This is a genomic window from Chryseobacterium carnipullorum (genome assembly GCF_003815695.1).
Classification (GTDB): domain Bacteria; phylum Bacteroidota; class Bacteroidia; order Flavobacteriales; family Weeksellaceae; genus Chryseobacterium; species Chryseobacterium carnipullorum.
In genome coordinates, this window is the sequence record NZ_CP033920.1 from 1,877,994 (window position 1) to 1,892,416 (window position 14,423).

15 protein-coding genes are annotated in these 14,423 nt (G+C 37.2%); 6 read left to right on the plus strand and 9 right to left on the minus strand.

Features of this window, described 5'->3' with window-relative positions:
• Positions 1 to 148: 148 nt before the first annotated feature.
• Entirely contained in the window at positions 149 to 2,023 is a 1,875-nt protein-coding gene (locus EG346_RS08585; RefSeq protein ID WP_123878024.1) for a zinc-dependent metalloprotease, read from the plus strand.
• A gap of 63 nt (positions 2,024 to 2,086) precedes the next feature.
• Here EG346_RS08585 and EG346_RS08590 read toward each other — a convergent pair whose 3' ends face one another.
• From EG346_RS08590 to ruvC, 6 genes are all read right to left on the minus strand, one after another.
• A complete protein-coding gene (locus tag EG346_RS08590; protein WP_123878026.1) occupies positions 2,087 to 2,284 on the minus strand; it encodes a KTSC domain-containing protein in 198 nt (65 codons plus the stop codon).
• Positions 2,285 to 2,386: 102 nt separating this feature from the next.
• Positions 2,387 to 3,070: a T9SS type A sorting domain-containing protein gene (locus tag EG346_RS08595; protein WP_123878028.1), complete on the minus strand. Its 684-nt coding sequence runs from the start codon at positions 3,068 to 3,070 to the stop codon at positions 2,387 to 2,389.
• Between the two features lie 6 nt (positions 3,071 to 3,076).
• Positions 3,077 to 3,667: a phage tail protein gene (locus tag EG346_RS08600; protein WP_123878030.1), complete on the minus strand. Its 591-nt coding sequence runs from the start codon at positions 3,665 to 3,667 to the stop codon at positions 3,077 to 3,079.
• A gap of 132 nt (positions 3,668 to 3,799) precedes the next feature.
• On the minus strand, positions 3,800 to 5,662 hold the full coding sequence (locus EG346_RS08605; protein ID WP_123878032.1) for a ClpB D2-like domain containing protein: 1,863 nt from the start codon (positions 5,660 to 5,662) through the stop codon (positions 3,800 to 3,802).
• A gap of 14 nt (positions 5,663 to 5,676) precedes the next feature.
• Positions 5,677 to 6,747: a DUF4407 domain-containing protein gene (locus EG346_RS08610; RefSeq protein ID WP_073329197.1), complete on the minus strand. Its 1,071-nt coding sequence runs from the start codon at positions 6,745 to 6,747 to the stop codon at positions 5,677 to 5,679.
• A 696-nt stretch (positions 6,748 to 7,443) separates the two neighbouring features.
• Entirely contained in the window at positions 7,444 to 7,998 is a 555-nt protein-coding gene (gene ruvC / locus EG346_RS08615; protein WP_073329200.1) for a crossover junction endodeoxyribonuclease RuvC, read from the minus strand.
• A 100-nt stretch (positions 7,999 to 8,098) separates the two neighbouring features.
• On the opposite strand from ruvC, the gene EG346_RS08620 reads away from it, so the two are divergent.
• Together EG346_RS08620 and EG346_RS08625 are read left to right on the plus strand one after the other, a co-directional pair.
• On the plus strand, positions 8,099 to 8,590 hold the full coding sequence (locus tag EG346_RS08620) for a hypothetical protein (protein ID WP_123878034.1): 492 nt from the start codon (positions 8,099 to 8,101) through the stop codon (positions 8,588 to 8,590).
• Between the two features lie 2 nt (positions 8,591 to 8,592).
• Entirely contained in the window at positions 8,593 to 9,957 is a 1,365-nt protein-coding gene (locus EG346_RS08625; protein ID WP_123878036.1) for a T9SS type A sorting domain-containing protein, read from the plus strand.
• 44 nt (positions 9,958 to 10,001) lie between these two features.
• Here EG346_RS08625 and EG346_RS08630 read toward each other — a convergent pair whose 3' ends face one another.
• Positions 10,002 to 10,541 (minus strand): 2'-5' RNA ligase family protein, encoded by a 540-nt coding sequence (locus EG346_RS08630; protein ID WP_123878038.1) that lies wholly within the window; start codon positions 10,539 to 10,541, stop codon positions 10,002 to 10,004.
• A gap of 84 nt (positions 10,542 to 10,625) precedes the next feature.
• Between EG346_RS08630 and EG346_RS08635 the strand changes: the two genes are divergently transcribed.
• The 3 genes from EG346_RS08635 to EG346_RS08645 are packed head-to-tail and all read left to right on the plus strand — an operon-like array spanning position 10,626 to position 12,339.
• Positions 10,626 to 10,949 carry a PadR family transcriptional regulator gene (locus tag EG346_RS08635; protein ID WP_076508939.1) on the plus strand — a complete coding sequence of 108 codons (324 nt, stop codon included), beginning with the start codon at positions 10,626 to 10,628 and terminating at the stop codon, positions 10,947 to 10,949.
• Entirely contained in the window at positions 10,946 to 11,671 is a 726-nt protein-coding gene (locus EG346_RS08640; RefSeq protein WP_123878040.1) for a hypothetical protein, read from the plus strand. Before EG346_RS08635 ends, EG346_RS08640 begins: the two co-directional genes overlap by 4 nt.
• A 53-nt stretch (positions 11,672 to 11,724) precedes the next feature.
• Positions 11,725 to 12,339, plus strand: coding sequence for a hypothetical protein (locus EG346_RS08645; RefSeq protein ID WP_123878042.1), 615 nt, complete (start codon positions 11,725 to 11,727; stop codon positions 12,337 to 12,339).
• Here EG346_RS08645 and EG346_RS08650 read toward each other — a convergent pair.
• Both EG346_RS08650 and EG346_RS08655 read right to left on the minus strand, forming a co-directional pair.
• Complete coding sequence (locus EG346_RS08650; RefSeq protein ID WP_123878044.1) at positions 12,278 to 13,450, minus strand: serine hydrolase domain-containing protein; 1,173 nt, start codon at positions 13,448 to 13,450, stop codon at positions 12,278 to 12,280. The two genes, EG346_RS08645 and EG346_RS08650, sit on opposite strands and share 62 nt — an antisense overlap.
• A 252-nt stretch (positions 13,451 to 13,702) precedes the next feature.
• On the minus strand, positions 13,703 to 14,413 hold the full coding sequence (locus EG346_RS08655; protein ID WP_123878046.1) for a Dph6-related ATP pyrophosphatase: 711 nt from the start codon (positions 14,411 to 14,413) through the stop codon (positions 13,703 to 13,705).
• Positions 14,414 to 14,423 lie beyond the last annotated feature (10 nt).

Sequence of the window (14,423 nt, forward strand, 5' to 3'; positions counted from 1 at the left end):
TAAACGAAATGTTATCTTTTTCTTAAAAAACTATTAAATATTTGTAACAAAAGTCATTTTTTTCTACTAATGTGAAATGTATTTATGGTTACTTTTTTTAGAGTAATAATAAAGCGATAATAAAATCTATAATTTAAATAGTAGAAGTATGAAGAAAATTTTCCTTTGTGGAGTTGTATTGTTTTCTCTTTCAGTATCAGCACAACAAAAAAAAGGTTGGTGTGATTTTGATGCCGAGCAGCGAGGACACCAAAAAGAGAATCAGGAAATTGATGACATTATTTACAAGATCAGTAATCAAATTCTTAGAGGTAAGAAAAGTGGTGTTAATAATAATGGGACTGCCTTTAAAACAGTCAATGGAGTTTATGAAATTCCCGTAGTCGTTCACGTTATAGTACCTACAGGTTCAGCTATTGGAACTGCATACAACAAAAGTGATGAGCAGATTCAAGCATGGCTAGATCATTGTAATCAAATGTATGCGGGGACTTATCAGTGGCCTCAGGGTCTTCCTGGAGATTTTGGAACGGCTGCTACAATGCCTATCAAATTAGTATTGGCTAAAAGAGATCCGAACTGTAATGCAACTACCGGTATTGTCAGATATAATGGAGGAAGTCTTACTGGATATGACAGCTTTGGAGTAAAACGTAACGGAACTGATGGTGTTACAACTGCCCAGGTAAAAACAATTGCACCTCACTGGCCTGAAGCTTCCTATTTTAATATTTATATTATGAATAAGGTAGACGGTGGCGGTGGTTATGGTATTATGGGGTGGGCTGGTCTTCCTCAAAATGTAAATTCTGCGTATGAGTCATTTATGAAATCTTTCGTAGTAACTCTGCCAAATGATATTACTTTAGCACATGAATTCGGACATAGTATGGGACTACTTCATACTTTTGGTACGGCTAATGCGGAACCTCCTGCAGGTACTGCTTTAACAACTTATTGTCCTTCACAACCTAATAATGACTGTAACAGAGATGATGATGGAGTATGTGATACAGAAAGATCAAGGAGTATGTTAAGTGACTTTCCTGCACTTACTAATAACGATATGAATTATTGTACTGGAGTGAATTACCAGGGAGTTCAGTACAATATGATGAACTATACAAACCCTAAGGCCTTCAAATTTACCAATGGACAGCATGACAGAGCAGCAAAATATTTCTTTTTAATGAGAGGCTCCCTGAGTACTTCATTAGGAGGAACAGTTCCTGCCGCAACTTCCAATATTGGAACTCCAATTTCATCGTGCTCACCAAGTGGTTTGGCAAATGCAGCTTCAAACAACTATTTCGTAGGACCTACTTTGGTAAAATTGGGAAGTATTAATAATGCTTCTACAGGAGTTTGGGGTAATGGGGCAAACTATTACGAAGATTATACAGGAGCAAGCTGTCTTAAGGCGACTACGACTCAGCTTTTAGTGAGCCAAGCTCAAAATCTTCAGGTAAATGTCTCAGATGAAGGAAATTCTGTTCGTGCCTGGATTGATTTCAACAATAATGGAAGTTTTGAGACTTCTGAATTAATTGGGACAGGTGATAATGTGGCAATGGACCCTACGACGCTTATAGGTATTTTTAATACGACATTTACTGCGCCATCATCCACCGTGATGGATACTCCATTGAGAATGAGAGTAATCGTTGATTATGAAAATACGAATATTACACCTTGTGGACAGCTTAAATGGGGACAGGCAGAAGATTATACAGTTAAATTTGTTAATGCTTTAGGAACAAGTGAAGTAAAAGCAGATAATAATGATCTTGTTATCTACCCTAATCCGGTTGCGACAGGTGATAATGTATTTATCAAAGCTAAAAACGGAAAAGATTTAAAAGTTTCCATTTCTGATATGTCAGGAAGAGTGGTATCCAGTCCATCAGTATCTGATGAAGGAAACGGGCTTTACAAAATAAACCAACAGCTTGAAAAAGGAGTTTATATGGTTCAGATTTCCAATGGAAAAGACGTAAAAACATCTAAACTGATCATTAAATAATTTTTTGATCTTGTAAAAGTTTAAATGCCTCCGGTTATGGAGGCATTTTTCATTAAATTATTGTCAGTTATTTTTAATGAATCGATATCTCCGCTTAATCACAGCAGTAAGAAGCCTTCCTTTTGATCTTGCCTGCCTGAATCTTTCAGAAAAAGCAAGCGGTACTTTGAGATCGTCATCAACAGCTCCTGACTGATAAGCAATTCGTAATATTTCAGTCTCTGGAAAGTAGCTGTATTGATTGACAACACTTGAAGGCATAGTATGGAGCCATCAAAAAATATTCCTATTAAGCAAAATAGCCTTCAGGCAATTCTGAAGGCTATATCAATAATCAATTAATGCTATATTGGCATTGTATTTTTATTTTTTCACGAATTTAAATTCATGGGATTCGAAATTTTTAGTGCTAACTTTTAAAACGTAGACTCCTGCAGAAAGTTGAGAAACATCCACTTTTTGATCGAATGCTTCAGATTTTACAAGTCTTCCATCTACATTATAAATTTGGATAGTCTGTCCGTTATCGATTCCTGAAATACGGATGATATCGGAAACAGGATTTGGGAAAACCTGAATTTTAGATTTTGTAACATCGGATGTTGCGAGTGAAGAACTGCTTACATCACCTGTCATGGTAGAGTTGGTACCGGTAAGATTACCTCCGCACTGGCCGATTGTTACAGCTGTATTCTCTACCCATAATCCAAATGTATTGCTTGGTGGTCTTGAACTGGCGCTGTTTCCTGTTGAGTTGTAGTAAATCAAATTGGGATTGACGAAAGTTCCGTTACCTGTATCTGCAAGAAATTCCCATCTGCTAAGAGCGTTATTCCACTGGATTTTAAACTCGCAGCTTCCTAATCCGCCACATGGCTGCCCATCAACCGGTGTTGTGATGTAGATGTTTTTATTGTACGCATCCACTCCGCTTTTCGTAAAAACAAAGTTCTGGTTGTCAAACAAATTATAGCATCCTTTGAAAGTAATGGTCTGCGCGGCCATTGAACTTCCAAGAGCTAAGGCTAATAAGTATAGAGTTTTCATAACTTATTAATTAAAAGATGGATAAATACCCTGTGTTGCGATGATACATCTCATTGTAAGGAAAGGAGATCTGTTTTCGTGAGGCTGATTTCCTCCTGCCGGATTGATCATTGTTGCCTTCATCGTCGTATTGGCAGCAGCATCAGAATATTCCTTGTCTAAAAGTTTTGTATCTGCAGGAAGACTGTTGGTTGGCACGTTTTGATTGCCCTCACTGGTTACAGCATTTACCGTATGAGAATGCGCTGGCATTTCCTGTTGAGTTAAAGTAACAGATTCGCTGCCTCCGGTCTGGCCTACGACATAGTTGTTAGCGCTACCGACACCCATTCCATAAGAAATAGGAGCTCTTCCTCTCATGTCCGGTAATGCAAAATTAGTCGTTCCATTTCCTCCGAAGGTTGTTCCTATTAAAGAGAAAAGAGCCTGGTTTTGAACAATGGATAAAAGTTGTCCGTTACAGTCTGCCCATCCATTAGGAGTTCTGTTATAAGGAACAAAAATAATTTGTCCCAGATAAGGATCCATTTGTGCTTTTAAAGTAGGTGTGAATGCACAGCTTACAAGCAATGTGATGGCTAAAATTAAGTTTTTCATGATGATTAGTTTAAGTGGTGTAAAATTATAAAATATTTCGGATAAAGTCATTATATAAAGAAAAAACCTTTCAGGATTAACTGAAAGGTGAGATTTTATTAATGTATATCTGTATTATGTTGGATTTATTCTCTATGAGTTGAGTGTTTTATGATATTCTGCAATATGAAGATAGCCTTCCTCTTTTATGCTTACCTCGAGTTGGTGCTTTCTGGCTGCTTCAGAGATCTCTTTAGGCAGCATGCTTCCCTTTTTACTCAGTTCAATGCTCATATCTTTCAGCAGATCCAGGTGAAGAAGCAAATCCTCTCTTGTTTTCTTTGCAAGATCCTGGATGATTTTTTCAATCTTTTTATCCGTAATGTCATGTTGCATGCGGTGAGGGTAATCTTCAAGGCTGTAGGCGGCCTGAAAATCTTCATCAAATCCATATTTTCTGATATAATCAGCAGCGAGGGCGGTGGCCTGTTCTCTGTCATGGCTTCTTCCTATGCTTGCATTATTTTCACCAAAAACAATTTCTTCCGCAATACCTCCGGCAAGATAAATTTTAATTCTATCCAGAAGGCTTTCTTTCGTGTCATGAATCTGGTGAGGGAATGTAAATCCTGCGGCATAGCTGCTGGCTACTTTACTCTTCAGTTGCAGGGGTGCATAACCTGTGTACAGCATATACAAAATGGCATGTCCGCATTCATGAACGCTGATGTTGGCTACGGCATCCTGCTGATTAGACTGGCGTATACGGTCGATCCTTCCTGTGTACGGTATATTAATGATCCGTCCTCCCACTTTTCCGGCAATGGTTTTCTCTTTTACCAGATAATCTATTTCTATTGTTTTGTCTTCATTGATGATGGCTTCAAAGAGGAATTTGCTGAGGTTCGTGTCCAAAATATCAACAACACTGCTGAAAACAGGTCGTACCCCCTGAACCGGGAAAACTCCGTTTCTGTAAATCAGTTCATTAATATTTTTAGTGATCTTTAGGCTGATCCCGAATTTTGACTTCGTTTTCGTTTTAAGATTATTTATTTCCCTTTGAACCAGCTGTTGAAAATCTTCCGTCTTTAATGAAAAATAAATCAGATGGATGTTTCCGAATCTCGCGACCTGTTCCGGACGGAATTTTCTCGATAATGCATTTTTGATATCAACAACGGTAATTTTCTTTGTGAAGGCATGGTAAATATTGGCATCTATATCTGCTTCGCTGGTTTCACGGGACATCTGAAAAGCCTCATCCAGATTTCCGCTGATGATAATCAGCATTTTACTATAGTCTACGGGTTCGTAGATTTTTTTCTCCTTCTGCTTCTTAAGGATAAGTTTGATCATATCTTCCTCTTTCATGTCAATGATGCTCATCACATCATCTTCCATGCTGAGGTATTTCTTCAGTTCTTTAGCGTCCCAAAGGTTCAGATAAGGATTTTCATCCATTTCTGTTTCCCCGTTCATTTTACGTCGGTCATTTTCCTTTTTGCGTAGAAGATAGGAGAACAGATAATGTTCAAGATCATCACGCTCCCTTCTGCTTAGTCTTCCATCACTTAAAAGTTCCCAAAAATCGGTAAACTTCGTTTGTGGTACAGGGGTGCCGTCTGGATCGATGGTGTTAAAACGCTGAATTTCATCAAAAAGTACGATACTGGGTTTTTCGTCATTGAGGCGGTTGCTCTGGAAAATATCGGAAACACTTTTGCTCCAAGTGGTTTCATCACTGTTGCTCAGTTCGATCTCTACAAAACGGTTTTGAAATTCCAGAAAACGAACGGTTTTCCGGATAAGATCTGTCTTTCCAACCCCTGTCATTCCCCATAGATTAATCACCACAGGCCGTGTCAGGATTTCAGGCATCAGATACCAGATCTGTAGGTATTCCATTAAATCATCAATAATCTTATCAATTCCGATGAATTCTTTTTTCAGGAATGCTTTGCAGTCGTCCAGCTTTTTCTTTTTTTTCTGGATCTCTTCTTTATCAATAATCATGTATGAAAAATACGTTATTTTTTTAAATTATCCTTAAAATCGTCAATTCTGAAATCGGTCAGGGCATTTCCTTTTTCAATTTTTTCTTTAGAATAAAGCCTGAAATCATTTTCTGTTTTTTCCAGCAGGTGATCATAAGGCCCTACATGGGAAATTAATTTAACCAAAACCGGTGAGATCTCCAGACAGATAAAAAGGCCCATAATAAAAGCGGCTGCCAATCCTATGATCGCTGAATTTTTTCCAAGTTCATCCAATGCCTGAAGTCTTGCTGCAAATCCATTAAATTTATCTTCAAAGGTTTCTGACGATTTTCTTTCCGTTTCAAGATTTGTATAAACTTTAGAGATTTCCTGATCTAAATATGCCACTCTGGATGCATTTTGTTTCTGGAAATTCTCCAGATCAAGACGGCGCTGTTCCTTTAGTTCCTGCTTACGTTTTGCATTAGGGCCATATCCTTCTTTTCCACTGGTGAGGCCCGACTGTTTTCCAAGGATTTCTTTTTCAAGTTCTACCGCCGCTGAATCATATGCTTTTTGGTATTGTAATGTCTTTTCGGCGATCTGCTTTTTTTCCGTTTCAAAGGGTCCGCTTTGCTTTAAAATCCGGCCGCTCATCTCCCCCTCAAGCTGCTTTTTATTTCGTTGAATAATCGTATTTAATTGTTTATTGACTTCTTTTTCAAAAATTTTAAGTTCTAAAGGTTTTGAAATAATAATTCCTAAGAACGTGGCTAGAATAAGACGGGGAATTGCCATCAAAATCTGATTCCACCATGTTCCTGTTTTTTTGATCGATGAAACAATATATCGGTCAAGATTAAAAATCATTAATCCCCATAGAATTCCAAATCCTGCGGAAGTCCATATATTATCAAATACCGTATACATCGCATATCCTGCTGATAGAGTAGCAAAGACTGCAGTAAACAGTACAATCCCTCCAATTCCTGAAAATTTATTCCATTCACTGGGGGTCTTTCTTAAAATGTGAATGTTTCCTCCGGAGCATACCATCAGAAACTTCTGGAACCAGTTTATTTTATGATTCGCTTGATTTATAGTTTGTTGGTTTGTTTTCATAACTGAAAATTTATACAAATGTAATACTAAAAATCATACCAATGTAAAAGATAGTATTATGTTTTACCAAGTAATTGTTTGTTTTGATTTAATTGATTGATTTTCATTGTATTATTTTGATGATGATAGAAGATTGATTTTTTTATATTTTATTTAAAATACGTCAAGTTCTTTCGCCGCACATGAATAGCTTTGTTTTAAGGAAATGAAAAAAATAGTCATAAACAATTGTAAAACAGTAGAGTGATAAATTTCATATTAAATCTAATTAAAGAGATATTGCAAGAGTGTTAAATTGTTGAATTTGCTTTGTTATTATATTAAAACTAAAATTAAATTAAAATACACAAACAGATGAAGAAATTCTACTCTGGTGCATATATTCTATGCACTATCCTTGGACTTTCTGCCCAGGAAGTATTGTGGCAGATTATCAATCACCATTTTGTTTTCTACTATAGGCATTGATGCGGCGGTGGCGCGACTTCTTGTACAAAAGCGAAGGAAGTAACAAGTAAAGAAAAAGTAATAATAATTCTAATCTTGGAAGCTATTATAGTTATAAATACAATGGGAAGGAGCTGCAGGAGACAGGAATACATGATTATGGAACGACATTGAAATTCAAATATAATTAATTACAATAATAGAATCCGTCTCACTTTTTTATTGTGAGACGGATTCTTTCCTTTTAAACTATTTCAACCTGTCCGGATTCTGTTTAAGAAAACTATCCCAGCCGGTGAATGATTTTGTACCGGCTACTGTTCCGGAATTAAAGTGATGACATACCGCAACAGCCAGACCATCCGAGGCATCCAGATATTTTGTGGGGAATTCTTTCAGATTTAAAAGGTTCTGAAGCATTCCTGCCACCTGTTCCTTGCTGGCGTTTCCATTTCCGGTGATGGCCATCTTGATCTTTTTCGGAGAGTATTCTGTAATAGGGATATTTCTGTGAAGACTTGCAGCCATGGCAACTCCCTGGGCTCGGCCCAGTTTAAGCATACTCTGCACATTTTTCCCAAAAAACGGAGCTTCAAGAGCTACTTCATCAGGATGATATTCGTCGATCAGAGCTAATGTTTTGTCGAAAATATATTTCAGCTTCGTTTCATGGTTCGGGTATTTTTTCAGGATCAGTTCATGAATTGAAATCATTTCCATCTTTCCTTTTTTTATGGAAATAATGCCAAAACCCATAATGGCCGTCCCCGGGTCAATCCCTAAAATTATCTTCTCTGAAATCATGGTTCAAAGATAGGATATTCTAAACTTTTTTATCAGAGAAAATATCATTTAAAATATTCAACATTTCGGGAAATATTTATAACTTTAAATAAAAAATGTCATGAAAAATTTATTTAATCTTTTAATGGTTCCCGTACTGCTACTGTGCAGCTTTCAGAAAAACAGCGCATTAGGCTATTGGTGGGATAAAACGGCTGGTGCTGAGATCCGGAAAGAAGGCAAGATTGTTTATCTGTTTTTTCAGACTGATAAAGAAGCTTCCGGAGAAGAAAGAATTGTCCTTCAGGAAAAGAAAATTACAGAAGGAAAACTGAAATTCAGCCCTTCTTTCGACAGGAGTGAAGTTGAAAGCGGAGATCTGATTGTCATTCTATCTGATTCTGGAGGGAAAGAAGTGAGCAAGCAGCTCGTGAAAAATCCGCTGCATCCCGAAATGGAAGTATACGAAAAAGAGGGAGTCAGCAGAAAGAAAATATCCCTTGACAATGCAGAATTCAGTGTCAGATATGCCTATTCTGAACACATTCAAATGGTAAAAATCGAGAAAGTTACTGATTCAGGAACACAGATTGTATTCACTCAAAAACTTTAATCATGAAAAAAACTTTATTAGCCTTATTAATCGGAAGCTGCTGTGCTGCACAGACTTTCCAGACGGTTCCTCTTCTTCAGAACGGAACGAACGACAAACGAATTATTATTGCAGTATTAGGTGATGGTTTTACCACTGCTCAGCAAAATTCCTTCGTTTCATCTGCACAGGCCACTGTCAATTATCTTTTTACAAAAAGCCCCTATACGGAATATAAAAACTATTTCAACGCCTACGCAGTGAAAGTAGTCTCTGCCGCTTCCGGAGTAAAACATCCGGGAACAGCCACCGATGTGACAGAACCTGTAATTCCCGTTTCTAATCCCGGTAATTATCTTGGATCCTCCTTTGATTTCGGGGTCCATCGTTGTATGTACAGCAATACGACAAACAAAGTAGGTCAGGTGCTTGCCGCCAATGTACCGGATTACGATATTACCTATGTGCTGGGGAACTCTACAGAATATGGAGGATGCGGTGGTGCGTATGCATTTGCTTCGCTCAATGGTTCATCCAATGAAATTGTTGTTCATGAATTAGGACATTCGTTTGGAAAGCTGGCTGATGAATACTGGTTTTCCGGTTCCGGGGAATCACCTAACAAAACGCAGACCTCAAATCCTGCTACCGTAAAGTGGAAAAATTGGGTAGGAACCAATGGAGTAGGAGTCTATTCTTTTGCTGAAAGCCCTTCCTGGTTCCGTCCTCATCAAAGTTGCGAGATGAGGTATCTTAACCAGCAGTTCTGCTCGGTCTGTAAAGAAGCTATTATTGAAAAAATTCACTCATTGGTATCTCCGGTGGACTCTTACACCCCTGCGAATACTTCAGCGGTCAACGCCAACTCTAATGTAACATTTACGGTGAATGAAATTCTTCCGATTCCTAATACCCTGGTCAATTCCTGGAAGCTGAACGGGACACTGCTGGCCTCAACGGCCAACGCAATTACTATTTCTCCTTCCCAGCTGAATGCCGGAAATAATACCCTGATCTTTTCTGTTAATGATAATAACCCATTGCTAAAGGTCAATAATCACAGTACCGTTCATTTTACCAATGTCACCTGGACGCTGAATAAATCTTCAGCTCGCAAAATGACAGAGGTAAAAGCAGAAGAAAGACGATACAGTATTTATCCTAACCCTTCCGATGGCGAATTTTTCATCAGAGGAAAACAGGATTTTTCAGGTAATACAAGAGTTGAATTGTATGATGCTTCAGGAAAACTCATCAGAGGGAAATCTGAACTGAAAGATCGTTCAACATTGTGGGTAGATATTAAAAATATTCCGGCTGGAAACTATCTTGTTAATGTTTATGAAAATGACGGAATGATCATTTCCCAGAAAATCATTAAAGAATAGATGGATAAGATTCAAAATAGAGTGCCGCTTGTATAAGGCGGCATTTATTGTTTGTTGACGTTTTCTGTCAGCCTCTTTTCTGCAATGGGAATCCATTCCTGATCATGGCGGAGGAGCGTTATTTTGTCAACTATGAATTTAGTTTTAAATTCTTTTTCCCGGTAAATCTCCCACGCTTTCAGGTAATTATCATAACTAAGGTTCCTGTATCCAACCGTGATGTGAGGGGTGAAAGAATAGGGAATGAAATTGAAATATTGCTTTACCCTTTCATAAAGAATATGTAGGTTTTCATTGGGTTCGGGGTGTACAAAAATCACCGGATTTTTAGGATTGGGGAAACTCCCAAAACCATTTAATGTAATTTCAAAAGGAGAGAGATTGGTGTCTATTTTTTGAAAAGCAGCATGGATGTCACTTTCCAATTCAAGCGCTCTCGAAAAAGGAGGGAATAAAGTGATATGCGCATCATTTTTTAACGCCTTTGAATTTTCGTAATTCAATGCGAGATCTTTTTTAAATGCCTTTACCTCTTCAACGATTTCCTGAGGAGGGTAAACCGCAATGAAATACATTTTTTTCATACAACAAAATACATTTTTTCTGATAAAATTTACATACATAAGAAAATTATGCATAGTTTTGTAAGGTATTAAAAATATCGTCATTTGAAAAAAAACAGCCTCTATAAAGGAACACTCCAGAACATTATTCTGAAATTGCTTTCAAAAGAAGTAAAAATGTACGGCTATCAAATTACCCAGCGGGCAAAAGAGCTTACAGAAGGAGAGCTTGAAATGACGGAGGGTGCGTTGTATCCGCTGCTGCATAAATTGGAGAATGATGGAATGATCACTTCGGAGGTTCAAAAAATCAATGGCAGAGACAGAAAATATTATCTTTTGACTGAAAAAGGGAAAAAAGATCAGGCTGTTCAGGAGAATGAAATGAAAAGTTATTTATTAAATCTAAATGCCATTTTTAACATATGATGACTGAAACACAGGAAAATCAGGTTACAGATTATCTTATTTTTCAACAGCTTCCGCTTGACATTTTACTGGAAATTAAAGACCATATGATCTCGCAGATTTCAGATATCCGGATCAATGAACATCTGAGTTTTGAAGATGCATTTCTGAAAGTGAAAAAATCCTGGGACGGCGAATTCAAAATGGTCAGCTATCTTTTATTTTCCCCTGTAGAACTTCCTTTGATTGCCAAAAAAGTAATGAAGGAAAAATACAATAGCCTGCTGAAGAAATCTTTTTTAATAGGACTTATTTTCTTTGGGATTAACCTGCTTCTCATTTATTCTTCAAAAAATCAAGAAGAATACAAATTGTTTTTCCGATTAATGAATGGGGTGTTCCTGCTGGCACTGGTTGCGGTCTGGATTTTCAATATGAAGATATGGAAATATACAAAGGCGGACCTTAAATACAAAGGAAAATGCTTTTATACAATGTACCAAAAGAATGTGGGGCTGATGGTGATAAGTGCCGTTTCCATGATACAGGTCGTTGGAAAAAACGGACATTACGCCTATCAGTTTTTCAAAAATCAAAATACCACAGAGATCTTTGGAGTTATTGTTACATTACTGATTCCTTTTTTACTGCAAACGGCTATTATCTTTACATTACTCAATTTCTATGAACATAAAAAGTCACTGAAAAAATTGCATAATTTTCTTGAACCTTCAGTTAAATAATACACACAGGAAGCTCATTTTAAAAATAATATAATAACCCGAATGATATAGATATGATAAATACTGCGCAGGAAACTGAAATCATACAGTACCTTCTTTCAAAAAAACTGGATCAGAAGCTTTTGCTGGAAATCAAAGACCATTTTATCCTTCAGATCACCAACCTGATGGAAGAACATAATACAGGTTTTCAGGAAGCTTTTCTTCAAACCAAAATGAACTGGAGCTATGAGCTTGAAATGATAAAAGCAGACTTACTTTCAACCAGAAAAATCTCCAGAATTGAGAAAGATATTCTTCAGAACAGATTCAGAAAGATGACAGGATATGCTTTACTGAGTTGCGTGTGTTTTTTAATTGTACTCTATATAAAACCAGATCTTTATAATGAGGTGCAGATAGTAGCTTTTGCCATCATATTTGGACTTTCGGGATATAATTTTATCTTTAGAAAAATGAAGCTGTACCATTATACACAAATCAGCTTCCATCCTTTGTTGTTAAAAAACCTGTTGGTAGGACTGTTGGTAATTGGATGTACTCCTTTCTTCTTTCAGGATTTAAAAATGGTTCTTTCCGTCATGATAAAACCTTTCTTTTTGTTCGCTACTGCTGTTCAGATTCAGCTTCTCTATTGGAATACAAAGAAAGTGAATGTTTTGATTTAAGCTGTAATAAGGTGTTTTCCAGATGATCTGTGATTTTTTTAACTTCCATGTGAGGTCGGAAAGTGGAACTCTTTCCTTTTTCTTCATTTGCAATATTGGATAAAATAATCACCGATGTTTTGGTTTGCGGATAATAAATATTCAGAGACGGAGAGCCTTTTACATAGCCGCTGTGAAAATAGCATTCAGGTTTTCCGATGTTCATCATAATTCCGTAGCCGTAACCCATTTTACCCAGAATAGCATGATGCCTTTCTGCGCTTTTAGAACTAAACTGCTTTAACGTTTCGGGTTTCAGGATCTTTCCGCTATACAGAGCACTGTTCCATTGGTGAAGATCATCTATGGTAGAAAGAATACCGCCAGCCGGAGTTCCGATGTCTTTTCCAGCCAGTCGCTTCGGCATATCGGGAACTACCTGAAAACTTTTCCCGTTGCCCAGATAAGCGCTCGCAAAATTCTTTCCTTCGAAAACATTTGCTGTAGAAGAATGGGGCATTCCTGCTTTTTTAAACAGTTCCTGAGCATTTTCATCATACGATTTTCCGGAAACGGCTTCTACAATTTTTCCCAATGCATTAAAACCGTCATTGGAATAAAAAAAATCTGAACCACTTCTGAACATCAGTTTTCCTCCAAACATATTGAGCCCTGAAGTATGGTTTAAAAGCTGGTGAATCGTAATGTTTTCATACTCCTTCAATTTGAATTCCTTCAGGTATTTGGATGCTTTATCAGTAATATTCAGGTTTCCTTGTTCCATCTGAAGAAGGATGAGTACCGCAGTGAACTGCTTGCTTACAGACCCGATGGCAAAAACAGTAGTGCTGTCCATCTTTGTTTTCGTTTTAAAATCCGAATAACCATTTTCTTTTCTGTACAGCTGAAGTGAATCTTTAAATACAGCAATACTTCCGTTGAAATCATATTTTTTAAAAACAGAATCAATCTGCTGCTCCAAAAGAGTGGTCTGGAAAGCGGTAATTGTTGAATCGATAACCGCATTTTTATTAATGGGTTGAGCAATAGCGGAAGCAGGTTCATTTTTACATGAAATTAAACCGGATACAAGAAGAATAAATACAAGAAGGGAAGAAATTTTTTGTGTCATTTTGTGATGGGAAATAAATTTTTACAGCATTGTCTATCAAAAATAAGAAAAACCGCTCAATGTAACAGGGCAGGAAATATGAAATATTATTGCTGATCAATTGGAAATGTTTTAATTTATTACTCATTTTTTACAAAAGCAGTGCACAGATCATTAGTACTTTTATGAATCGTGGAAAATTTCACAAAATATTTTTAGTTCTTAAAAACGCGTTTTGCTTTTAATGAATTTAAAACGAAGTTTTCCTATCCATTATTTAAGCTTCAGATCACAGAACCAGAAAATATATTCTCCTTCCTGATCTTCACCATCGGTTTTAGGTTTAGGATAGGTTTTCTTTACCGTTTCCCCGATTTCAAACTGTACAGGTTCTTTGAAAATAGGGCCGTCGAAAGTAAACGTATGAAATTCTCCGTTTTCTCCGCATGGATCAACGTTTTTTGGAAGATCACGGATGAAATCTTGATCAATTATTCTGCCTGCAAAACTTTTATCGAGATACGTTTCATTCACGCAGGTAACAACCGTTTTAAAACCAAGATCAAGAAACTCATGGATAAGGTCGGTAGTATTCTTTTTCCAGAGCGGAAAGACTGCTTCCATTCCGATTGATTGCAGTTGTTCTTCACGGTATTTCCGAAGGTCTTCAAGGAAGATATCTCCAAAGATGGATTGGGTGATTCCCATTGCCTGAATTTCAGACATGGTCTTATTCATCAGATCCCGGTATTCATCCATAGAAGGTTCTTTTGGAAGTTCCATTTTAATTAAGGGAATTCCCAAACTTTCAGCCTGCTTCTCCAAAAGTGAAACATGAACACCATGCATCGAAATTCTCTGAAATTCTTCGTTGATGCTGGTCAACAGAGTTGTTACTTCAGTCTGGTTCTCCTGCAGGGTTTTATAAAGGGCAAGAGCTGAATCTTTTCCACTGCTCCAGTTGAATACGGCTTTTGGTTTCATATGGCTTGTC